Here is a 23579-nt window from a genome sequence, read left to right on the forward strand (position 1 = left end):
CACCCCGCACCCCGCACCCCGCCCCCGCACCCCGCACCCCGCACCCCCGCACCCCCGCACCCCCACACGACAGCGATTGCCTAGGACAGATCCCCCGCGCCAGAGTTCCCCCGCTTCAGAACTCCGCCGCCCCACTTCTTAAAGAACGCCAGGGGAGATCCTTTAACCAGCCGGCCAATCCGTCCCTGGAAAGTGTCAATATAAGTGAACAGCACCGGCACCACCACCAGAGTCAGCAGCGTGGAAGTCGTAAAGCCCCCAATCACCGCCACCGCCATCGGTGCTCGCGTCTGAGATCCCGCGCCCACACCCATCGCAATTGGCACCATTCCCGCAATCGTCGAAATCGAAGTCATCATAATCGGGCGCAGGCGAGACACCCCCGATTCCAGCACCGCCTTAAACTGGGACATACCTCGCTCCTGATTCATCAGCGCATAATCCACCAGCAAGATGGCGTTTTTCGTCACCAGCCCCATCAGCAGCACAATCCCAATCAGGGCAAACAGCCCCAATTCCTTCTGCATCACCAGCAGCCCGATCAGCGCACCCCCGATAGACAAAGGCAAAGACACCAGAATCGTCAGGGGGAGCAAAAAACTGTTGTACAGCAGCACCAGAATTGCATAAATGCACAGCACCGCCAGCCCCAGCGCCTGACCGAAGCGACTGAAAATATCCCGCATAATTTTAGCATCCCCGGCAGATTCCTGAGAAACCCCCGGCGCCAGGGGATTCATCGCCGGCAGCGTTTTCACTTTCTCCAGCGCGTCTCCCAGAGAAATTCCCTGCAAATTCGCCTCCACCGACACCTGACGCGAGCGGTTAAACCGGTTGATTTGAGCCGGCCCACTGCCGATGCTGAGCGTGGCGACCGAACCTAAAGGAACCAGCTGGTTATTTTTCCCCGGCACTTGAAGATTTTTAATCGTCTCCATACTGTCGCGAAACTCAGAAGCCAGCCGCACCCGAATCGGAATTTGCCGGTCTGGCAAATCAAACTTAGCCAGAGAAGACTCATTATCTCCCAGAGTTGCGATCGAAGCCGTCTTGGCGATCGCTTGCACCGAAACACCCAAATCCGCCGCCCGCAGCGGGTCAGGTTTAATCAAAATCTCCGGCTTCACCAGAGAAGCGCTTGAAGACACCTCCACCAAACCGGGAATATCCCGCATCTGGCGTTCCAGAGTCTCAGCAGCTTGATTCAGCGCCGCTGGATTTTCGCTCTTGAGGACGATAGAAAGGTCTTTTTTGCTGCCGGCAGCTCCCTGGGTGCCGAAACTGATTCGCGCCCCTGGAATCTCCGCGAAAAACTGCCGCATCTGCCGCTCAAACTGCAGCTGCGTCACCTGCCGCTCTTCCCTGGGCGTCAGGTTGGCGTATATCGTGGCGGTATTCACACTGCCGCTGGTGCCCCCACTGCCGGCAGAGCCAAACACACTTGTGACAATTTCGCTCTGCTGCAACAGCCCAATTGTCCGCTGCATAATCCCGTCAGTTTCGCTCAAAGTAGAGCCTGGGGGCAGCTCAATGTTGACCGTACTCAAACCCACGTCGCCGCTACTAAACAACCCCTTGGGAAGCAGCGGCACCAGCTGCAAGCTGCCGATAAAAAAAGCAATCGCGATCAGTAGAGTTGTCACCCGGTGCCGCAGCGACCAAATCAGCAGACTGCGGTAGGGTGAAAAGCGAAAGCGCAGAGCCCGGAAGATTTTCCAGTTCCCCACATAAGAAAACACCCGCTCCAGAACTCCCGTGCCTTCCTTCTTCTTTTCCTTTAATATGTACGCTCCCAGCAGCGGCGTCATCGTGCGAGCCACCAGCGTCGAGAACAGGGTAGAGATAGTAACGGTAATCCCAAATGGCCCAAAAAACTGGCCGGGGATGCCGCCCATAAATGCCACCGGCAGAAACACCGCTATAATCGTCGCGCTGCAGCCAATCACCGCAAGACCCAGTTCCGCCGAGGAATCCATCGACGCCTGGTAGGGCGTTTTGCCCCGCTCCAAATGCTGCTCCATGTTCTCAATTTCCACGACGGTGTCATCCACCAAATTCCCCACCGTCAGCGCAAACGCCAGCAGGGTCATGCCGTTGAGCGTATAGCCCAACCACTGGAACACCAGAAAAGTGGGTACAATCGACAGCGGCAGGGATATGGCTGTAATCAAGGTGGCTCGCCAGTTCCCCAAAAAGATCAGGATTGTGATCATTGCCAGCACCGAAGCTTCTTCCAGGGAGTGGATAGAAGCTTCGTAGGATTCGCGGATGTTGGTGGCCTTGGTAAAAATCAGTTTCAGCTTTACGTCTGCCGGCAGCGTCTTTTCCAGATCCCCCACCGCTTTGCGGACACCCTCCTCCACCGTCACCAAGGTGCTGCCGGTGCTGCGCAGCACGGAAAAAGCCACCACCGGCGCGCCTATTTCAGATTTTTGACTCTCACCCTTGACATCGCTGCTGTTATAAGTTATAATGTCACTCTTTAATTTCTCCCCGGAGCGCTCACCCCCTAGCGGTGGTGCGGCGGATTCACTTCCGGGCTCGCTGTGCTTCAGGCTTCCCTGCCCTGGGGCAAAACGAGCGATCTGCCGCGCTTCCCCGTGGCCATCTGTGACCTCGGCCACGCTGGCCAGGGGCACCGCAGCGCCGCCCGGGAGAACGATGCGGTAATTTTTCAACTGCTCCACAGTGCGAGCGCTGCCGAGGGTGCGAATGCTCTGCTCGCTGTTGCCGGCATCCGATCGCCCGCCCGGGAGGTTGGTGTTGGAGGCGCGGATCTGATCGTTCACCTGAGTGGCGGTAATGCCCAGCGCTCGCAGCCGGTCGGGGTTAAGTGAAATAGAAATTTCGCGGTCCAAGCCCCCCAGTCGCTGAATTTGGGCAACTCCGGGCACGCTCAGCAGGGTGCGGCTGATCGTCCTGTCAACCAGATCGCTCAATTCTTCCACCGATTGCCGTTCCGAGCTGACGGCGTAGGTCATAATTGGCCCGCCGGCGAACTCCAGCCGCTTGACGATCGGCTCGTTGATGTCTTGGGGCAAGTTTTGCCGAATTTGGGCCACCGCGTTGCGCACGTCGTTGGTTGCCCGATCGCTATTAGTCCCCAAAACAAAGTTTATGGTTGTTGTGGAAACCCCATCTGTTACCGTCGAGATCAGCTGGTCAATATTCCCCAAACCGGCAACGGCGTCTTCAATCTTTTTTGTTACCTGAGACTCCAATTCCGAAGGGCCGGCTCCAGGCTGGGTGACGGTGATAGAAACAGCTGGGATATCAATATTCGGATTGGCATCGATGCCCAGCTGGCCGAAAGACAGCCAGCCCGCCACCATCAGGATTAAAAATATCACCAGGGTGGGCACCGGCTTTTTAATAGACCAGGCTGACAGGTTGAAAGACATTTGGATTTTGGATTTTGGATTTTAGATTTTGGAGGCCAAGAGTTTAGATTTTTAAGCGGGTTTCCTTTGGATGAAGTATGTTCCAGAAACCCGGTTTCTTTAAGAAACCGGGTTTCTCACTCGCTCTAGATTTTGGTTTGGGGTTTTGGATTTGGTATTGGGGATTGGGGATTGATTTTTTTGCCCCACGCCCCACGCCCCACGCCCCACGCCCCACACCCCACACCCCATGCCGGCACCTGTCACTTGGAGCTGGGCTTGACATCGCCCTCGGAAACAACCTTAACCGTGTCGCCATCTTTCAGGTAGCCGGCACCGGCAACCACAACGCGATCGCTGGCGGTCAAACCGCTTTTGACTTCCACTTTGGCCTTGCTCAAATCCCCACCGGCACCGCCGACAATTTCCCCAACTTCGACCGGCTTGGCTTTCACTCTGTCTTCCCCGTCGAGGGCATAAACAATAGCGCTGCCATCCGCTTGCGGCAAAACGGCTTTTGCCGGCACAGTCAGCCCTTGAGCGGTTGCGGTAGTGATAGCAGCTCTCAGAAACATGCCCGCTTTGAGAACATCGCTAGCCGGCAGGTCGATTTTGACGGTGGCGATGCGATTTTTGGCATCGACCGTGGGGGCAATTTCCCGCACTGCCCCCTGCATTTCGATGCGGGAGTCGGCATCGGAGGAGATGCGGACAGCTGCGCCGGGACGCACCGAGGGCAGCTGGGTTTCTGGCACCTCGGCGCGCAGTTCCAGCCTGCCGCTGCGGATGATGGAAAACAGTTTTTGCCCGCCGCCGGTGACATCCCCAACGCGAGCGATTCTCTCGGCGACAATCCCGGAAGCCGGTGCGAGCACTTTGGTCTGTTCCAGCTGGGTTTGCACCTGTTTGACTCGCGCCGAAGAATTGCGGACATCTGCAGAAGCGGTGCTGACATTGGCTTCGGCGCTCCTGACACTGGCTTTGGCGCTGTTGAGACTGGCTTCGCTGCTGCTGACTTTGGCTTTGGCACCAGCGATGTTGGCTCGGGCGCTGGCAATCTGGGATTCGGCGCGACTGATATTGGCTTCGGCGACTCGGACTGCTTCCTGAGCGTTTTGAGTTTCTGTGAGGCGGGTTTCTAGTTCTTGACGGCTAATTGCTCCTTGATCTGCGAGCTGTTGGGCCCGGTCGCGCTCTCTGAGGGCTTGTTCGAGGTTGGCTTTGGCTTTGGCGAGGTTCGCCCGCGCCTCGGCTAAGCCAGCTTCGGCTTGAGTTAAGCCAGCTTCTTGTTGAATCAGGCTGGCTTGGGCTTCGCTGACGCTGGCTCGGGCTTGCTCTAAGCTGGCTTGCGCTTGGCCCACAGCTGCTTCTTTTTGCTGAACTGCGGAGCTGTCCGATTCTACCCCGGCTTTGGCTTGGTCGATTTGGGTTTGGATGACGGAATCGTCCAGAATAGCGAGCACCTGTCCCTCTTGCACCGTGTCTCCTTCGTCCACCAGGACTTGCTTGATTTGCAAGCCGGTGGCTTTGGGCAGCACCGGCAGCAAGTCATTGGCAAAAACGGTGCCGGTGGCGGTGAGGGTGCGCGACACGCTGGCCGTCTCAACGGGAGCGGCGGTGACAGTTTGACTGGCTGCCGGTTTGCCAGACGCGAGGGCAGCCGCTGGCGGTGCTTTAGCGGCTGGGCGGGTGCCGGCACCTGGCATCAAGCGCATCCCAGCGGCAGTCACCGCTACCCCGAGAGCCAGCCCCAGCATGACGCCCCGCCCGCCGGAGAGCCAGCCACGGGGCTTCTCGTCGCCCTCCGGTGCCGGTGGGGGTTCTGGCTCTTGCTCGGCTGCTTCTGTCCGGGCATCCAGGTCCGCTGTGTCCGGTGCCGGTGCTTTTGCTGCCCACTCTACAGGCTCGTGGGCTTTGACGCCTAATGCCGGCACCTTCACCAACTCTGCCGGCTCCGCTTCTGTAAAAGCTCTGTATGCCACCGCACTCCTCCTGCCTTTTATTAACTTATGTTATTTTTGGGCCAGATCCTATTACGAATTGTTTCTTTTTTTAATATTATGCCCTGATAGCGCTCCGGCCCGCCAGTACGCTGTCCCAGCCCTTGCCCTCCTCCCAGCCGGCACTGCCGGTGGGCGTTTCCGATAAAAAATCTTAACACGTTTTGAATGTTCAGTCTTTACTGAACGAAACAGATGGCTTGGGCCCAACTGCCGGTGGTGGGGAAAGCCCGGGCCCTTAGTAGGGGGTCTGGGCCAGTGGTTCTCTGGAAGCGCGGGGCTTTAAAATACATCAGGAACAAGCCGAGCCCGCCGTCGCTCCCAGTGTTCTGGAGGAACGCTGCCTGCCGGTGCTTTCCGGAAAAACTGACCGTGAGATATCCGACTCCCAGAAGCTCGAATCAGCCAGAATTACTTGCTGTAAATTTTTCTTGCCAAAATTAAGAGGGTGTTTCTAAAAGAAAAGTGAGGGCTCCCAGAAAGCGTGTTTCTTGCAGCCCTTGCCGAAATAGGAGTTTCTCCAGCAAGAAAAAGCTGGTATAGCAGTAGTCATATTGGTTAGGACACTAATGGCAAGGCGTCTGGGGCATGGCGCATGGGGCATGGGGAAGACTCACAGCTTTTGCGTGATGCCCTTTTGCGTGACGCCCAATGCCCCTGTCCTAATCTAAGTGCATACTGCTATCGCTCACCCCTCCGGGCGGGCTTAACAATTAATTTGCAATCGGCTATCGATCTGGCTTATCTAACAAGCCTCTGGCGCACGTCTCTTTCCCAAACCCATCGCACTCAAGACAAGCAAGTAACAAATTATGTTCAACCCCACTGAAATTCTAATAGACGCCTTTGTGGGCAAGCTTCGGGAGGGCTACCGCCGCACTTACGGAGGCTACAAGACAGACTATGAAGATATAATCGCCTGGGCGGGGAGCATGGCTCTGGAAAATATTGCCAACAGCGACGCTCTCTATCACAATGTCGAACACACCATTTTGGTTGCCCTCGTGGGGCAGGAGATTTTGCGGGGAAAGCACATCCGGGAGGGCGGAGTTTCCTGCGAAGATTGGCTGCACGTGATTATTTCCCTAGTTTGCCACGATATTGGGTATGTGAAGGGGGTGTGCCGGCAGGACAAAAACGGACTGTACGCCACAGGGCAAGACGGAGTGATGGTGCAGCTTCCGCCAGGAGCGTCAGATGCCGGCTTGACTCCCTATCACGTAGACCGCGCCAAACTGTTTATTGATGAGCGCTTTGGGGGGCACAGACTAATTGATGCCGAAGTAATTAAGCGCAATATCGAACTGACCCGCTTTCCCGTGCCGGCAAAAGAAGACCATCAAGATACAGTCAACTATCCCGGGTTAGTTCGGGCTGCCGATTTAATCGGGCAGCTCAGCGATCCGCGCTATCTGAAAAAAATCAGCGCCCTGTTTTATGAATTTCAAGAAAACGGCACCAATAAACACTTGGGCTACCAGCACCCCGGCCACTTGCGCAAGAACTATCCCAAGTTTTACTGGCACGGCGTTTACCCTTATATCCAAGATGGGCTAAAATACTTATCCCTGACCCAGCAGGGCAAACAAATCATTGCAAACCTCTATTCTAATGTGTTTGTCGTCGAGCACGAACAGGCTGACGAGAACTGAGCCGGCAGCCGGTGTGCGAACCTGCCCATGGCCTTAGAAATTAACTCCAGCACTTCTCAATGATTAGCGAACTTCTATCCTTCTTCTCTCTTCTTGGCGACCTTGGCGTCTTGGCGGTTCAATTAAAACCGCTCTATAACTCTATAACAAATAGAGCCAAGTCCCAACAAACCGGCTTTCTTGTGGTGGGGGAGCCAAAATAGCGAGCGCCTTCCCACAGCAAGATTCCCGGTTCGCCGGGTCCTTAGGGTTGGCCGGCTCGCGGCAGGAGCGGATTGTTCGCCGAAGCAGCCGCCCGCACTACAATTGAAAAAGAGCGATTGAATCTGCTGCGACTGAGATGTAAAATTGATGGATAAAGTTTTTTCACCGGCCCAACAGTTACTGGTCACATGGTTGCTGGTGTTCTTGGCGGGTTGGGCGGCGCTGAGCGCCCTCAACTACGTCGGCGAACTGCTCAGCATTCTGATTACAGCTGGGCTGATTGCCTTTTTACTCAACTACCCAGTAGCCAGACTGCAGCGCCTCTTGCCCCGGGGTGCCGCTGCCGGCCTCGTCTATTTGGCAGCGGGTTTGCTGGTGGCGCTGATCGCCCTGACGGTGGTGCCGCCGGTGTTTAACCAAGCTCGGCAGCTAGCGACAAATTTCCCGTCCCTGGTTCAGTCCGCACAGCAGCAACTGGCCAACTTCCAAACCTGGAGTGCGGAACACAACCTGCCGTTTGATGTCCGCATTCTCGCCCAGCAGCTGCTGGTGCGGGTGCAAGCCCAGGCAGAAGCCATTGCCGCTAGAGGTGTGGGCTTGGTGGTGGGCACCGTTAACTGGTTTGTGGACTTAATACTGATTCTGGTGATCTCGTTTTACATGCTGCTGGATGGCGAAAGGGTTTGGCGGAATCTGACCGGCATTGTCTCCCCCACCATCCGAAACGGACTCACCGAGTCCCTGCAGCGCAACCTGCAGCGGTTTGTCACCGGCCAGCTGCTGCTGGGACTGTTTATGGCCATCGCCCTGACCGTGGCGTTCTGGTGGTTGCGCGTGCCATTTTTCCTGCTGTTTGCCGTGTTTATCGGCGTTATGGAAGTCATTCCCTTTGTGGGGGCGAGCTTAGGAATTGGCGCAGTCAGCATTATTGTAGCCTTTATTAACTGGTGGCTGGCGCTGCAAGTGCTGGCGGTGGCGATCGCCCTGCAGCAAGTGAAGGATAATTTAATCGCGCCCCGCATCATGGGCAACTTAACCGGCCTGTCGCCGGTCATTATCTTTGCCTCCCTGATCTTAGGTGCTAAAGTAGGAGGGCTGTTAGGAGTCATCCTGGCAATTCCCCTGACCGGCGTGGTGAAAAGTATCGTGGAAATTATCCTCGACCCAACCCTGCCACCCCAAACTGGCTCCTTCTTCCACAATCCCCTTGCCGGTGAGAGCCCCTTGCCGGTGGTGCCAGTCGCTTCCGAAACGGACAGGAATTGGGAAGTAAAAAGTAACCCCTAAAAAGCCCAAACAAAGAATTCAGGATTGTTTCCCTCAATTCTGAATTCATCCCAAATCTCCCAGAATAATCCCGAATAAATTATTATGAACTGGTGGCAGAAGCTGAAAAAAAATCCCTTAGCTCGGTTAGGAGCGGGGTTGCTTTTAATTTTCTATCTAGCGGTGATAGCAGCTGACTTTGTTGCCCCTTACGACCCTTACGACTCACAGTCCGACGGCTCGCTGCTGCCGCCGACAGCGATATACTGGCAGAACTCTGCCGGGAAATTTATCGGACCCCACGTCTACCCCACCACCCAGGGACCAGTAGAGATCGAAACCGGCAACCGCAAGCTGAATGAAGACCGGCAAAAACCCTCGCCGGTGCGCCTGTTTGTTAAAGGGCCAAGTTATAAACTATTCGGCGCTCTCCCCTGCGACAGGCACCTTTTCGGCACTGCCGGTGAGGGAAAATTAAACATCCTAGGCACAGACGAACAAGCCCGCGACCAATTCAGCCGGCTGCTGCACGGCGGTCGCATCAGCCTGTTCATCGGTCTGGTCGGCATTCTGATTTCCTTTCCCCTCGGCTTGCTCATCGGGGGAATTTCCGGCTATTTCGGCGGCTGGACGGACGCCATTTTGATGCGCCTGGTCGAAGTGCTGATGACAATTCCCGGCATTTACCTGCTAATTTCCCTCGCCGCAGTCCTGCCACCCGGACTGACCAGCACCCAGCGGTTTATGCTCATTGTCCTGATCACCTCATTCATCAGCTGGGCGGGATTGGCGCGGGTGATTCGAGGAGAAGTCCTCTCCATCAAACAGAGGGAATTCGTGCAAGCAGCGCGAGGCATGGGCGCTAACCCCTTTTACATTATCGTCCGTCACGTCCTCCCCCAAACAGCCACATACATCATTATCTCCGCAACCCTATCGGTGCCCAGCTTTATCGTAGCTGAATCCGTTCTCAGCTTGATTGGGCTGGGCATCCAGCAACCTGACCCCTCTTGGGGCAACATGCTCTCCCTGTCCACCAACGCTTCCATTCTAGTGCTCCAGCCCTGGCTCGTTTGGCCGCCGGCACTCCTGATTATCCTAACCGTGCTAGCATTTAACCTGCTCGGCGACGCCCTGCGCGATGTCCTCGACCCCCGCAGTTTGCAAAGGTAGCCATATTAGGGGTTAGGAGTTAGAAGTAGGGTGGGTTCCCTCTTAGGGAACCCACCTCAAAGTGTTAGGCAGTTTCAAGTCAGGCGCTTCGGAACTGCGCATACCGCCACCTGTGAAAATTGCCCTAGCAGCGGGGCTCCGGTAGGGCTAAAGCCCGACTGCAAACCACCTCAAAGTGTTAGGCAGTTTCAAGTCAGTCGCTTCGGAACTGCGCATACCGCCACCTGAGAAAATTGCCCTGGCAGCGGGGCTCCGGTAGGGCTAAAGCCCGACTGCAAACCCGGTAGGGCTAAAGCCCGACTGCAAACCTTTTCAAGTCAGGTACTAAGAAACTCGGTTGCTTAAAGAAACCGGATTTCTGGCGCGTACTTCATCCAACTGAAAACCGCGATATCTCCCAATCCCCAAATCCCCAAATCCCGGCATCTCAAATCCCCCAAATCGAAACATGACCGGCAACCGCTTGTATCACATTGGCTTCGGGCGCAACGACCTCGGCAGTCCCCCGCCGGTGATGGCGCTGCTCTCCGGCGATCCGGATCGCGCCCGCCTGATTGCCCAGAACTATCTGCGCGATGTCCGCCTCCTGTCAGAAAATCGCGGGCTGAACAGCTATCTCGGCAAATTGCCGAATGGGCGACCGGTTGTGTCCGCCACCACCGGCATGGGCGCGCCCTCGCTCAGCATTGCCGTCAACGAGCTGTTTCAAGCCGGCATCCGGCAAATGATTCGCGTGGGCACTTGCGGATCGGTACAGGCTGGGGTGCCGGTCGGGAGTGCCGTCATTAGCAGCGCCGCGCTGTGCCGGCAGGGTGCAGCAGAGGACCGAAGCGCCGGTGGAGTATCCCGCCGCAGCCGATCCCTTCCTAACCGTGGCGCTCGTCCAAGCGGCGCGGGAATTGCAGGTTGAGCACGACCTCGGCATCACAGCGTCGGTGGATACCTTCTATGAAGGCCAAGAGCGCACCGACTCGGCGAATCCCTATTTGTTGCGCCGGCTGCAAGGCATCACCGAAGAGTACCGCCGGCTCAACGTGCTCAACTACGAAATGGAGTGAGGCACCCTCTTCAAAATGGCGGGAGTGTACGGTTTTGCCGCCGGCTGCGTCTGCGGCGTAGTGGTGCAGCGCCTCAGCGGCGAACAAGTGCTGCTCGATCTCAAAGACGTGGCGGTTGAAAATGCCATCAAAGTCGCTGTCCTGGCCGCTGAGCGCTTTCAGACTTGATCCCGCCCCCCAATCCCTTCTCTCAAGTCCGCTTGCACCAACATTTTATATCTCTCTCTTCTCTCCCTCTGCACCTCGGCATCCCTTCACTTTTTTAAAAAGTATACAACCGTAAACTTTTTACAGGTGCTTGCGGCCCAACTGACAGCCGCCACAAAACAGAAATCCCGCACCTTTAGGCGCGGGACGCAAATGGGTTTTGGGTTTTTTCATTACTTTTGAGTATCCAAGCCTGCGGGGGAGCCGTGGGGGGAGCCTGTGACGGATTTTTAAATGTCACAGGGTCAGGGACAGCACCGGCCTGTCGCGAATATAAAGTTTTCCTTAAGATTGGCTAAAATTCCCCAATCGGGGGGTGCTGGGGGGTGACACCCCGCACCCCAGGCGCTAGAGTTAGATGCAGTAGATGCACCCTGATGGCAACGCCCCGCAAGGGCGTTTTTTATTTGGGCCCAAGTCCCGCCGCAGAGGGACTGTGAGGGGTTCTTTACAATCAGATAAAGATTTGATGAAGTTTCTCCATCGGGGCTAATAGGGGGTGACACCCCCCACTCTCCGTGTTATAGTTAGGTCAATTAGATGCACCCTGATGGCCGCGCCCCGCAAGGGCGTTTTTTATTTTCGGGCCACTGTCTCCCGCCCTAGAGTTAAGTTTTACTTATAGTTTTATGGCTTTTGATGAAAGTTATAAATAAGGGGTGATTAGGGGGTGACACCCCCTATCCCAGGCGCTATAGTTAGGTGTAGTAGATGCACCCTGATGGCAACGCCCCGCAAGGGCGTTTTTATTTTTCGGGCCATCGCACTGCGGCACCGGCCTCTCGCCGGACCTAGCCGGCAGCGCCCTCCACCGGATGCTGGCCATAGAACGGCAGCGCCTCTGACCAGTGGGGGCGCAGTCCCTGCTGCCAGTCCAGATAGGCGAGCTGCAGCAAACTCGCAGCGTTGGCCAACCCCTCCTGAGCGCCAATCAGGTGATAGGGATGGGCCAGATTGTCCAGGGTTTGCTGCCACGCCTCAGGCGTCAGCGCCGTATCTGGGAAAACGGGAGTTAACCCACCGGCACCGGAGGGCTGGTAGATCCCGGCAAATACCTGCCCGCGCATAGCAGGCATTTGGACAGCAATCGCGGCGCTATCCGGGCAAGCTTGTGCCAGCTGGTGGGAGTGGGCCACAGCGGCCAGCGTAGAGATAGCAAACAGGGGGATTTCTAGCTGCTGGGCGAGGGTGCGGGCGGTGACGACGCCGATGCGGGTGCCGGTGAAGCTTCCCGGACCTTTGCCGGCGGCAATAAATGCCAAGTCCGGCCAGGTTTGCGGCAGCATAAACTCAGCCAGAAGCCGGTGCAGCTGGGTGGAAAGTTCCCACCCCAAGTCCCAAGTTTGGCTGCGGGAGTCACCGGCAAAGTTGCTGACAGCCAGTCCCAGTTGGGGGCTGGTGGTGTGGAGGGCGAGCGCGTATTTGTTGGCAGCCATTTGGCTTAAAGTCATTGAGAGAGTGTATCCTTTAGGGGCTGGGCTGAAGAATCCAGAACAGAAACAAATTACCTTCATCGAAACCCCCATCTCTTTCTCCCCCGATTGTCCGCTGCGGACAATCGGGGGTTGGGGGGTGGGGTTCATCCCCGGAATATGCGTTTTGAGTTGGGGGAAGTGCGCAGAAGAAACCCGGTGTCTTTAAGAAACCGGGTTTCTCAGCAGCCGCGATCTGGTAGGGCTAAAGCCCAACTACAAACCTGTTCTAATCGCACCTCCATATTTTGATAGTTCCGTCCTGAGAGGCGCTGACAACAGTCCGCCCGTCCGGGCTGAGAGCGACAGAATTCACTGCGCCTGAATGCCCGGTTAGGGTGCAGATTTCCCTGCCAGTGTCGGGAAGCCAAAGTTTGATGGTGCTGTCCTCACTGCCGGTGACAAGAGTTTTTCCATCCGGGCTGAAAGCGACGGAATAAATTGCGCCGGCATGCCCCTCTAGGGTGCGGAGAACATTTTCCGTCCCCAGCTGCAAAATCTCGACAGCCCCTTCATCCGAGCCACTGGCTAGGGTCAGCCGGTCCGGGCTGAAGGCGACGGAACGCCCCCGGAGCGTGCGGAGTTTTTTCCCAGTAGCCAGATGGCAAATCGTCAGGATATTCCCCGGACTGGAACTCGCTATCGTTCGCCCGTCGGGGCTGAAAGCGAGGGAATAAATCTCGGTGGAAATGTCAGTGAGCGTGCAGAGTTCTTTGCCCGTTCCCATCTGCCACAGCTTGATGATTTCATGAGCGAACATGTTGCCGGTCATGCAGCTGCCACTAGCAATCGTCTGCCCGTCGGGGCTGATGGCAACTGAACTAATTCCGTACCCGTGCCCCAGAGTGCTGATTTCCTTGCCGGTGCTCAGGTGCCACAGTTTTATGGTGCAGTCCCAACTCCCACTGACAATCGTCCCCCCGTTGGGGCTGATGGCGACAGATTTTACCTCGTTTGAATGCCCTGTAAGGGTGAGCTGCAATTGACCGGTGGCTAAATTCCAAATTTTAATCGTTGCGTCCTCACTGCCACTGACAACCGTCTTGCCATCGGGAGTGATGGCAACCGAATGAACCACCCATGAATGCCCGGTTAGGGTGCTGGCGCACCGCCAGTCTTTCTTTTGTGGCGCTGCGGCAATTCTAGGAACAGAAAGGGCAGCCGGTGCGTCTGTCTCTTGATTCTGCTGGGGGTTGAGGGCTGCCAGCACTTCCTCTGCCGACTGATAGCGCCGCTTGATAGCGCCCTCTATCATTTTATCCAGGATTTGACCGAGTTCGTCACTCACCGGCGCTTTCAAATAATTTCGCCACACCCAATTTCCCTCACTGTCATCAAATAAGTCGAAGGGGCTGACTTGAGTCAGCAGGTGAGCGCAAGTCACGCCCAAACTGTAGATGTCACTGGCAAAAACGCCTTTGCCTTTGGCTTGTTCGGGCGCGGTGTAGCCGGCACTGCCAATCACCGTCCCCATTACGGCTAAAGCACTTATTGTAGCGTGTTTCGCCGCCCCAAAATCAACTAAAACTAGCTGCATTTCGTGGCGGCGAATAATGTTTTCTGGCTTGATGTCTCGGTGAATGACTTGGTGAGAGTGGATGAACTGAAGCGCCGGCAGCAAGCTGCTCAGCAAGTCGCGAATCTGCTCTTCACTGAAAGCCCCTTCTGCGTCCAGGATTTGGGCTAAGTTTGGCCCTTCGATAAACTCTTGCACTAAATACTGCCGGCTATCTTGGGTAAAATACGCCAGCAGTTCCGGAATCTGGGGGTGTCTCCCCAAGCTATCCAGACGCACCGCTTCTTGCTCAAATAGCTCAGCTGCTTTTTGGACAGTATTGGTGCCTTGGGCTTGGGGTAAAAATTGCTTGATCGCGCAGCGCGGTTTGGAGGGTTTATCCAGATCCACGGCTAGGAACGTTTTGCCAAAGCCGCCTTGTCCAATGACTTTCAGGGCGCGGTAGCGATCTTTCAGCAGCAACTTTGTGCCGCAAGTTTGGCAAAATTTTGTCCCGTCCAAATTTTGGGGTTTCTGGCAATTGGGGTTAAGGCAGTAGCTCATACCGGCAGGCAATCAGCAGATTACAACTATCGTACAGCTTTTCTGCCATTTTTCCGCTCGTTCCTAGCAGACACCGGCACGTTCCGCACGCCGGTTGGGCGCTCTGTGAACCCCACCCCCCCAACCCCCTCCCCGCCGGCGGGGAGGGGGAGTAAGAGGGAATTTTCCAGGAGTGGAAAAAGTTTCAATTATCCTTGTATAGCACTAGCCACATAGGTTAGGACATAAGTCTCCTATGGATATCAGGCGTAGGACAGGCGTCTCGCCTGTCCTGCGCGCCAAATCTTGACGGTTCCATCCTGAGAAGCGCTGGCAAGAGTTTGCCCATCCGGACTGAACGCTACCGCGCTCACCCCCCGGGAATGTCCGGAAAGTGTCTGCAGGAGCAGCGCTTGCGGGGGAGTCGGATTGCCGGCACCTGCGTCTGAATTCGGCAAATCCCACAGCTTAATCGTGGCGTCGAGACTGCCGGTGGCTAGGGTTTTGCCATCGGGACTGACAGCGACGGAAGCGACGGAGAGCAAATGCCCGGAAAGGGTGTGCGCTAAACTGCCGTCCTGGAGATTCCAGAGTTTCACTGTCCTGTCCCAGCTGCCGCTAATCGCTGTCTTTCCATCCGGACTTAGGGCGACTGTATTGACGGCACCGGCATGTCCGCTCAGGGTGGCTCTCAATTCGCCGGTGCTCACCTGCCAAATTTTGACCGCGCCCTCAGCACCGGCACTGGCCAAAATCTGCCCGTCTGCGCTGAAGGTGACGCAGGTTACCCGATCTGAGTGGCCGGTGAGCGCGCCCAGCAGTTCTGCGCTGTTCAGATCCCACAGCTGAATTGTCCTGTCTCGACTCCCGCTCGCGATGGTTCGCCCGTCTGGGCTAATCGCAACAGACGCAACCAGGTTGCTGTGACCGGCAAGGGTGAGCGCCAGCACAGGTTTTGTGCCGGCTCTCAGTTCTGCTGGGGAAAGCTGCCACAACCGCCAGACTTTTACTGTAGAGTCCGCACTGCCACTCACCAAAGTCTGGCCATCCCGACTGATGGCTGCGGACATCACCCCACTGGCGTGCTCTGCCAGGGTGTGCACGGGTTGGGAGGGCAGTTGCCCAAACTCGCCGGCAGTGAAATCCCACAGTTTGACTGTTCCGTCCCAACTGCTGCTCGCTATAATTCTACTTTGCGGGCTGAAGGCAACGGAAGTCACCTCAACAGCGGAGTCTGAAGTGTCCAGAGTGGCTTCGCACCTCCATTGGGGTTGGGGTGCCGGTGGGGCTGCCGGTGGGGCTGCCGGTGGGGCTAGTCGTGTCGGGAACTCGGATACCGGCACTGCCGGTGGGGAGGTGCTTTTAGACGCGATTGTGTGTTCTGTAACAAGTTTGCAGTTTCCAGAACTGACAGTAAAGTGCTGGCGGAGGATAGATATCAGTCCGGGATTTAAATCTTTCAGGACTTCTTCAGCGGATTGATAGCGCCGGCGGACTGTCTGCTGCAGCATTTTGTCGAGAACGCTCCCCAATTCAGCGCTGACGCGATTGCCGGCGTAATCTCGCCAAACCCAAGTGCCTTCCATGCTGTCGAACAGGTCAAACGGGTGAATATCTGTCAGCAGATAGATGCAGGAAACGCCCAAACTGTATATGTCGCTGGCAAAATTTGCTCTGCCCAACAGCTGTTCCGGGGAGGCGTACTCCGCACTTCCTATCAGCGTTCCCGTTTTCGCCAAGGCGGTTTCTGTCGCGTATTTCGCCGCGCCAAAACCAACCAAAACGATTTGCCCTCGCTCTCCTGTCTTTCTCCCCTCTCCCTGGATGGGAGAGGGGTTGGGGGTGAGGGTGCTGCGGCGAATCATGTTTGCCGGTTTGATGTCTCGGTGCAGCAGCTTTCCCTCGTGGAGAAAGTGCAGCACCGGCAGCACGTCAGCGAGCACCTCCCGAATTTGCTCTTCGCTAAAGGCTCCCTCGGAAGCCAGTTGCTCGGCTAAGTTTTGCCCCTCGATATATTCTTGCACTAAATACTGCCGGTCGTCAAGTTCAAAGTGCGCCAGCAGTTCGGGAATTTGCGGGTGTTTGCCCAGTTCTTCTAGCCGCGCGATATCCTTGCGGAATAATTCGGTTGCGTTTTGGGTTTGCCCGCGAAACTGCTTGATGACACAGCGCCGGTTGCCTTCTCCCTCGTCTACTGCTAGGAAGGTCCTGCTAAACCCACCTTTGCCGGTGGGTTTGATGGCGCGGTAGCGCCCGCTGAGCAGCAACTTTGAGCCGCAATTTTGGCAAAATTTATTTTCTTCGGGATTTTGGGGTTTCTGGCACTGGGGATTCAGGCAATAAGTCATAGAGGCAAGCAATTCGATCTATCTATTTTGGATTTGGGATGCCCGGATGCCCGGATTTTGGATTGAAACATGGCAGGAAAGCTAGTTTCCTGGCGATTGGAAAGAAGCTGTTGGCTAATTAACGGGGGGTTATACCTACAGCTAGTTCGTCGGCGATTAGCCAGGTTCCAGGCGATTGAAATCGCGGCTATACAGACGAAGCCCGCCTGCGCGGGCTAAGAGTAGAGCGAGACTCTCACAAACTGCGAGGTTTTTCCTCCTCCCAGCTTAAGCTGGGAACAAGGAAACTTGGGGGTGGGGTTTTACCCTACATAAATTCGCCAACACCATCTTGGAAATCGCGGCTCATCAAACGAAGTCCGCCTACCCAACGGGCACGGGCTTCGCCCAACGCGGACTTAAGAGAAGAGTGGGACTTGAAAAACCCGCGAAGGCGGGTTTTGTCTGTATAGCTGCGGTTTCAACCGCCCAGAGACTGCTGCGCCCGACAAATGACCCTCATTTATATGAGGGTATCATAGATATCACTCTCCCCCAAAATTGTTCTTGACATACAGAAAGGGTAAGGCAACAAACAAGCACGCCCAAAGGATGCCAAACACATCCGTTACTACCATTTTGACATTTAACACCCCCACCAGTGCTGAGGCTATCCCTAATTCCCTAAATAGCTGGTCTGTCCTGATTTCTTTGTAGTGCCCGACGGCTTCTTTTACAATTAGGAAGCCTGAGGAAACTGCTAGGGCGCAGACTGGGCTGTAAAGGACTATCTTATTAAAGAGAAACAAAGCCATTAAGAACATGATTGCATCTTCCCATAAGGTTTTGTTCTTTAGCTGCAACAGCTTCTGTCTGCCGGCTTGAATTTTCTTGGCGGCGGGGACTAATGCGCTGCTATTTTCAGGCAAGGGGGTGATTTTAAACCGCTTCTGCCATTCTGGCGCGCTCTGGTTCTTTATGCGCCCGAATGCTTTAATTTGCCTCACTCCTGTGAGGCGGAGAGCCGTTAGTTGAGTGGCTACTATTCTAGACACTCGTGCGTAATTCACGGGTGTGTTTTCCGCCCGGTTGATGACAATGGTTAGGTGAGTTTTTGCCAAATTGACTTGAACTTTGAGGCTGTAAGGAGTGAGGGCGTCTTGCAATGCTTTTTGGATTTCGGCGAGCCGGTGGGCGATGGGAGGGGAGGGTAAATTGGGGGTTTGTGGGGGGGCGGGTTGGGGCGCGGCGGGCGCAACCGGCACGGGTGCCGGCGGGGGTTGAGGTGCGGTGGGTGCCGGTGGGTGCGCTACCGGTGCGGTACGCGCTTTCACCGGCTGGGCGTTCAGTGCTTTGAGGACTTGCGCCGCCGACAGATAGCGCCGGTTGATGGCAGTTTCTAGCATTTTATCCAGGATATCAGCTAATTGAGGGCTAATGAGCTGACGCAAGTAATCGCGCCAAACCCAAGTGCCTTGCCGGCTGTCGAACAGGTCAAAAGGTGAGACTTGGGTGAGCAGGTGGGTGCAGGTGACGCCCAAACTGTAGATATCGCTGGCAAAAATGGCTTTGCCCATCAGCTGTTCGGGCGCGGTATAGGCTGGAGAGCCAATTAAGGTGGCTGTTCTTTCGAGAGAGGCTGTGTCGAGGAATTTCGCTGCGCCAAAATCAACGATCGCCAGGTTTCCTGGGGTTTGGGGGGTGGGGGTGCGCCGGCGAATAATGTTTTGCGGTTTGATGTCGCGGTGAATGACTTGGTGGCTGTGGACAAACTGCAACACCGGCAGCAAATCGCTGAGCAAGTGGCGGATTTTGGTTTCGTTGAAAGGGCCTTCGTCTGCGAGTTCTTGAGCCAGATTGCGCCCTTCTATGAATTCTTGCACTAAATAGTGGTGTTCGTCTTGTTCAAAATGAGCCAGCAGTTCGGGAATTTGCGGGTGTTTGCCCAGAACGTCCAGCCGCACGGCTTCTCGGTTAAAGAGTTCTTTGGCTTTGACGGAAGTGACGAAGCCCCGATCTTGGGGGAAGAACTGCTTGATGGCGCAGCGCGGTTGAGAGGGCTTGAAATAGTCCACACCCAAGAAGGTTCTGCCAAAGCCGCCGGTGCCGAGGGGTTCGGTCGCCCGGTAGCGCTCGCCCAGCAGCAGCTTTGCGCCGCAATTCTGGCAAAACTTGGCGTCACTGGGATTCTGCGGCTTCTGGCAGTCAGGATTGAGACAATAGCTCATACTGGCAAGGAATCAGCGGATTACTGTCTATGGTATGTTCTTTCCCAGAATTCAGCCCTGGGTGCGAAAGGGGGGCGCGTGCGCCTCACCCGCACCGGCAGCAGCCGGCAGTCTGGCCGGTTAAACTACGGTTTGTCTATCGGGATAGTGTTGTTTTTGTCGGATCGGGTCTGCTAGAATATCTCCCAAAAGAAATATTGACAGGAGTGTATGATCGTTGATCCCGGACACCATCACAGCACTTGGACACACTCTTTTAAGAGTTCCCTGCCGGTTGGCAGCGCGCAACAGCCGGTGCGCCCAGAGCCAAAATTCTTTTATTTTGCATACGGTTCGTGCATGTGCCCAGTGGATTTGAAGCGCACAGTGGGCGAAAATACTCATCCGTATGTGATTGGCCCAGCGACGCTAAGAGGATACCGGCTGGGTTTTTACTGTCACTCCCGCCGGCGCAACTGCGGGGTGCTAGACGTTGTGCCAGATGCGGCATCTTCGGTGGAGGGGGTGCTCTATGAATTGCCGTGGCGCTTGAGCGAATTGCTGGATGAGAGGGAAGATGTCCCCCGTGGCGGCTACCGGCACGAAATGGTAGAAGTGTATTGCCGGAAACAGCGTTACACCGGCGTGCGCACTTATGTAGTCGTTAATAAATTGCCAGAAGAATTAGCTCCTAACGACTGGTATTTTAATGTAGTGTTGCGGGGGGCTGTGACTTGCGGATTGCCGGAAGAGTATTGCTGGAGGCTGTTCGATCGCATGCACCAGTTGCAGCAGCAGCAATTTCCCAGCCGGCGTTCAGCGTAGGGGAAAAGTTCGCAAGTTCGTAAGTTCAGCGTAGCCCAAAAAGGTTCGTAAGTTCAGCGTAGCCCAAAAAAGTTCGTAAGTTCAGCGTAGCCCAAAAAGGTTCTCCGTTGGGCTTTAGCCCAAAAAGGTTCTCCGTTGGGCTTCAGCCCAAAAAACGGCACAGGCGAGACGCCTGTGCTACGTCTATTTCTATAGAGATTCTCATGCTGCCAATCCCACCGGCACCTCACCTCGGAAATTGATTCGCCCACCGCAAGAAATTTTCTCAAAACCGTTGACAGTAGCACCGGCTTGTGTTAGTCTATTATCATGGGAATCTGTGCCGGCATATAAGGTCGGTTTGGGGCCATTAAGCAATCGGGGATGCCGGTGGTGCCGGGGCGGGTTTATATAGATGCCGGGTTGTGTGTCAAATATTTCGGGCGAACCCGCCCCTACAATTGTTAAGGCCGGCAGGGGATAAGAAAATCCAAAAGAAACCCGGTTTCTGGTTGCGGGGCGTAAGAAACTATGGTCTAGAAACCCGGTTTTTAAGAAACCGGGTTTCTCAGTACCTCACTGAATTCCCAATCCCCGGCAATCCGATCGGAGAAGGTCGATTAACTCACACCAAATTCCATCCCCCGCCGGTTCCCAATCAAAAATCGCCGCAACTTACCCCCCTATTGCCATCCCCCACAGGCTGTGCGACAATAGCCCCAAGCGTGTGAGAGGCATTACCGATGGCTTGGGCGTCAGGACAGCCGGTTAAAAATGGCCATTATACCATACAAAAAGAAATAGATCAAGGCGGTTTTGGCATCACCTATGGTGCCACAGACAGCAAAGGACAGCGGTTTGTCATCAAAACCCTCAATGACACCGTGCAGCGCCGGCCCGATTTTGACAAGTTTCAGCAAGATTTCCTCAATGAGGCGCTGCGACTGGCAAAATGCACTCACCCCCATGTTGTGAAGATTTATGAAGTCTTCCAAGAGGGCGGGCTGTGGTGCATGGTGATGGAACATATCGACGGGGAAGATTTAGCCAACCGCGCTGTCAATTGGGGAACCTTGCCAGAAACTGAAGCCTTGGGCTACATCCAGCAGATTGGTGAGGCGCTGGCGGTGGTTCACCGGAATGGCTTGCTGCACCGGGATATCAAACCGCAAAACATTATGCTGCGTGCCGGCAAGTCGGAAGCGGTATTAATTGATTTTGGCATAGCCCGCGAATTCACCCCCAATCTCACTCAAACACACACACAATTTTGGTCCGATGGTTTCGCACCCATTGAACAGTACGACCGGCGAGCCAAACGGGACGCTTGCGGCGATGTTTACGCTTTGGCGGCGACGCTTTATACAATTTTAACTGGGGAAGTGCCAACCCCTGCCCCAAACATAGCTGCCGGTACGCCTTTAACCCCGCCCAAGCAGCACAATCCCCGTATCAGCGACAGGGTGAACCGGGCCATACTTAAAGGCATGGCCCTCAAAGCAAAAGACCGCCCCCAGTCGGTGCGAGAATGGCTGGAATTGCTGGGGGTGGGCAACAGTTCACCGGTGCCGGTCGCACCCGGTTTGGCTGCTAGTCCACCACTGCCGGTAGCACCTCAAGGCGTGGTACAAATGTTGATTGGCATAGCAGTGGGAGTGGCTGTCTGTGCGGTGCTCGTGCTCCCGCAATTGAAAACCCAGCCCCCTATTTCCCCCACTCACAGGGCGAAAGGGGGGAGTGAAGCAACCCAATCACCCGCAGCGGAATCCCCACCGCCGGCACCCCCTGCGCCCACCGCAACTCCCACATTCTCACCGCAACCCGTTCCCCGCAAACCCATCTCAACCCCCGAACCCTCCCCATCCCCCACATTGGCACCGGAAAGCTTCGCCCTCGCCCGCACCCTCACCGGGCATTCCAACTCAATTTGTTTTGAGGGCTGCATTGCCTTTAGCCCGGACGGGCGATGGCTTGCCAGTGGCAGTGATGACAATACTATCAAGATTTGGTCAGCAGCCACCGGCGACTTGCAGCGCACCCTCACCGGGCATTCCAACTCGGTAATTTCTGTCGCCTTTAGCCCAGACGGGCGATGGCTTGCCAGTGGCAGTGATGACAATACTATCAAGATTTGGTCAGCAGCCACCGGCGATTTGCAGCGCACCCTCACCGGGCATTCCAGCTGGGTACATTCTGTCGCCTTTACCCCGGACGGGCGGTGGCTTGCCAGTGGCGGTGGTGACGCTACTGTCAAGATTTGGTCAGCAGCCACCGGCGACTTGCAGCGCACCCTCACCGGGCATTCCGGCTCGGTATTTTCTGTCGCCTTTAGCCCAGACGGGCGGTGGCTTGCCAGTGGCAGTTCCGACTTTACTGTCAAGATTTGGTCAGCAGCCACCGGCGATTTGCAGCGCACCCTCACCGGGCATTCCAGCGTGGTATATTCTGTCGCCTTTAGCCCGGACGGGCGGTGGCTTGCCAGTGGCAGTAATGACAATACTGTCAAGATTTGGTCAGCAGCCACCGGCGATTTGCAGCGCACCCTCACCGGGCATTCCGACGATGTAAATTCTGTCGCCTTTAGCCCGGACGGGCGGTGGCTTGCCAGTGGCAGTGATGACAATACTGTCAGGATTTGGTCAGCAGCCACCGGCGAATTGCAGCGCACCCTCACCGGGCATTCCAACTGGGTAGAATCTGTCGCCTTTAGCCCAGACGGGCGGTGGCTTGCCAGTGGCAGTGATGACAAAACTGTCAAAATTTGGCGGGTGTCGCCCTGAGAGGGAGTGGGGATTTGATAAACCGGCTGATAGGATTCATGCTGATATGGAGATTGGGAGAAACCGGCTTGGTTTTGAGGGGGAGAACCGGCTTGGTTAAAGAAAGATATTCCCCGGCGAGTGGTGTGCGGGCGACTGTCTCACAAGACAGTCGGTTTCTGGCTGCTTCCGCCGGCAACACACCGGGTTTCTTTGGCTGGGGCATCCCCCCATTGCCGGCTGCTTACCGTGCCATAGCGCCACCAGCAATCCACCCGCGCCAATACTTCATCCTGCCCCTACCCGCCGGCCACCTTATATGCCGGCACGGTTTCCCATGCTACTAATGTACAGCGAGATGCCGGTGCTGTCAACCCCCTTTGGGGGAAATTTTTTCTTGCATGCAACTCACTGTGCAGTTTCAGGTTTTTGGGCTAAAGCCCAACTACTAACCTTTTTTGGGATAAAGCCCAACTACGAACCTTTGGGCATTAGCCCAACTACGAACCTTTGGGCTTTAGCCCAACTACGAACCTTTTTTGGGCTTTAGCCCAACTGCGAACCTTTGGGCTTTAGCCCAACTCCTAACCTTTGGGTATTAGCCCTACTGCGAACTGGCCCGCCCCAAAAAGACCTTATATGCCGGCACATTTTCCCACAATACCAATATAGCGCAAGATGCCGGTGCTGTCAACCTTTTTGCGGGGAATTTTTTCTGAATTTCGTTTCAATTGTCCCTTGGGGAGGTGGGTTGCCCTCTTAGGACAACCCACCCTACAGCTGTCCTGCAAAAAACCCCACATATTTTTGAGAGTCTCACTCTTCTATGAAAGCCCGCGTAGGCGGGCTTCGTCTGTATAGCCGCGATTTCCAATCGCCAGGAACCTCTCACTCTTCTATGAAAGCCCGCGTTGGGCGAAGCCCTTCCCGAAGGGTAGGCGGGCTTCGTCTGTATAGCCGCGATTTCCAATCGCCAGGAACCTACCGAATCGCGGAGGAACCCCAACATTTTGAGAGCCTCGCTCTAGTATA

16 protein-coding genes are annotated in these 23579 nt (G+C 55.6%); 9 read left to right on the forward strand and 7 right to left on the reverse strand.

The window, feature by feature from the left end; all coding sequences use genetic code 11:
- Positions 1–80 precede the first annotated feature (80 nt).
- Together OSC10802_RS0104130 and OSC10802_RS0104135 are read right to left on the reverse strand one after the other, a co-directional pair.
- Positions 81–3401 carry an efflux RND transporter permease subunit gene (locus OSC10802_RS0104130; RefSeq protein ID WP_017715521.1) on the reverse strand — a complete coding sequence of 1107 codons (3321 nt, stop codon included), beginning with the start codon at positions 3399–3401 and terminating at the stop codon, positions 81–83.
- A 242-nt stretch (positions 3402–3643) separates the two neighbouring features.
- Complete coding sequence (locus OSC10802_RS0104135; RefSeq protein WP_017715522.1) at positions 3644–5362, reverse strand: efflux RND transporter periplasmic adaptor subunit; 1719 nt, start codon at positions 5360–5362, stop codon at positions 3644–3646.
- 830 nt (positions 5363–6192) lie between these two features.
- On the opposite strand from OSC10802_RS0104135, the gene OSC10802_RS0104140 reads away from it, so the two are divergent.
- The 6 genes from OSC10802_RS0104140 (at position 6193) to OSC10802_RS54015 (ending at position 10901) form a co-directional block, all read left to right on the forward strand.
- The gene (locus OSC10802_RS0104140) at positions 6193–7032 is read left to right on the forward strand and encodes an Npun_R2479 family HD domain-containing metalloprotein (RefSeq protein WP_017715523.1); all 840 of its coding nucleotides are present in this window, start codon (positions 6193–6195) and stop codon (positions 7030–7032) included.
- A 351-nt stretch (positions 7033–7383) separates the two neighbouring features.
- On the forward strand, positions 7384–8523 hold the full coding sequence (locus tag OSC10802_RS0104145; RefSeq protein WP_017715525.1) for an AI-2E family transporter: 1140 nt from the start codon (positions 7384–7386) through the stop codon (positions 8521–8523).
- Between the two features lie 84 nt (positions 8524–8607).
- Positions 8608–9675: an ABC transporter permease gene (locus OSC10802_RS0104150; RefSeq protein WP_017715526.1), complete on the forward strand. Its 1068-nt coding sequence runs from the start codon at positions 8608–8610 to the stop codon at positions 9673–9675.
- 448 nt (positions 9676–10123) lie between these two features.
- Positions 10124–10585, forward strand: a complete 462-nt coding sequence (locus tag OSC10802_RS55420; RefSeq protein ID WP_255349115.1) for a nucleoside phosphorylase — start codon at positions 10124–10126, stop codon at positions 10583–10585.
- Positions 10548–10733 carry a nucleoside phosphorylase-I family protein gene (locus tag OSC10802_RS55425; protein WP_255349116.1) on the forward strand — a complete coding sequence of 62 codons (186 nt, stop codon included), beginning with the start codon at positions 10548–10550 and terminating at the stop codon, positions 10731–10733. Before OSC10802_RS55420 ends, OSC10802_RS55425 begins: the two co-directional genes overlap by 38 nt.
- A gap of 15 nt (positions 10734–10748) precedes the next feature.
- Entirely contained in the window at positions 10749–10901 is a 153-nt protein-coding gene (locus OSC10802_RS54015; RefSeq protein WP_232731618.1) for a hypothetical protein, read from the forward strand.
- Between the two features lie 830 nt (positions 10902–11731).
- Here OSC10802_RS54015 and tsaB read toward each other — a convergent pair.
- From tsaB to OSC10802_RS0104180, 5 genes are all read right to left on the reverse strand, one after another.
- Positions 11732–12391 (reverse strand): tRNA (adenosine(37)-N6)-threonylcarbamoyltransferase complex dimerization subunit type 1 TsaB, encoded by a 660-nt coding sequence (gene tsaB, locus OSC10802_RS0104165; RefSeq protein ID WP_026098157.1) that lies wholly within the window; start codon positions 12389–12391, stop codon positions 11732–11734.
- A 250-nt stretch (positions 12392–12641) separates the two neighbouring features.
- Positions 12642–14471, reverse strand: coding sequence for a serine/threonine-protein kinase (locus tag OSC10802_RS0104170; protein WP_017715528.1), 1830 nt, complete (start codon positions 14469–14471; stop codon positions 12642–12644).
- Between the two features lie 26 nt (positions 14472–14497).
- Positions 14498–14659, reverse strand: coding sequence for a hypothetical protein (locus tag OSC10802_RS48795; RefSeq protein ID WP_155967372.1), 162 nt, complete (start codon positions 14657–14659; stop codon positions 14498–14500).
- 54 nt (positions 14660–14713) lie between these two features.
- Positions 14714–16798, reverse strand: coding sequence for a WD40 repeat domain-containing serine/threonine-protein kinase (locus OSC10802_RS0104175; RefSeq protein ID WP_017715529.1), 2085 nt, complete (start codon positions 16796–16798; stop codon positions 14714–14716).
- Positions 16799–17322: 524 nt separating this feature from the next.
- Positions 17323–19005 (reverse strand): serine/threonine-protein kinase, encoded by a 1683-nt coding sequence (locus OSC10802_RS0104180; protein WP_017715530.1) that lies wholly within the window; start codon positions 19003–19005, stop codon positions 17323–17325.
- 210 nt (positions 19006–19215) lie between these two features.
- On the opposite strand from OSC10802_RS0104180, the gene OSC10802_RS0104185 reads away from it, so the two are divergent.
- The 3 genes from OSC10802_RS0104185 to OSC10802_RS48800 all read left to right on the forward strand — a co-directional run bounded on the left by OSC10802_RS0104185 (position 19216) and on the right by OSC10802_RS48800 (position 22894).
- Entirely contained in the window at positions 19216–19809 is a 594-nt protein-coding gene (locus OSC10802_RS0104185; protein ID WP_017715531.1) for a gamma-glutamylcyclotransferase family protein, read from the forward strand.
- A gap of 722 nt (positions 19810–20531) precedes the next feature.
- Entirely contained in the window at positions 20532–22568 is a 2037-nt protein-coding gene (locus OSC10802_RS54020) for a serine/threonine-protein kinase (protein ID WP_017715532.1), read from the forward strand.
- Complete coding sequence (locus OSC10802_RS48800; protein ID WP_155967373.1) at positions 22550–22894, forward strand: hypothetical protein; 345 nt, start codon at positions 22550–22552, stop codon at positions 22892–22894. Before OSC10802_RS54020 ends, OSC10802_RS48800 begins: the two co-directional genes overlap by 19 nt.
- The last annotated feature ends 685 nt before the right edge of the window (positions 22895–23579 follow it).

The organism is Kamptonema formosum PCC 10802, assembly GCF_000332335.1.
In the GTDB taxonomy this organism is placed as follows: Bacteria; Cyanobacteriota; Cyanobacteriia; order Cyanobacteriales; family Oscillatoriaceae; genus Oscillatoria.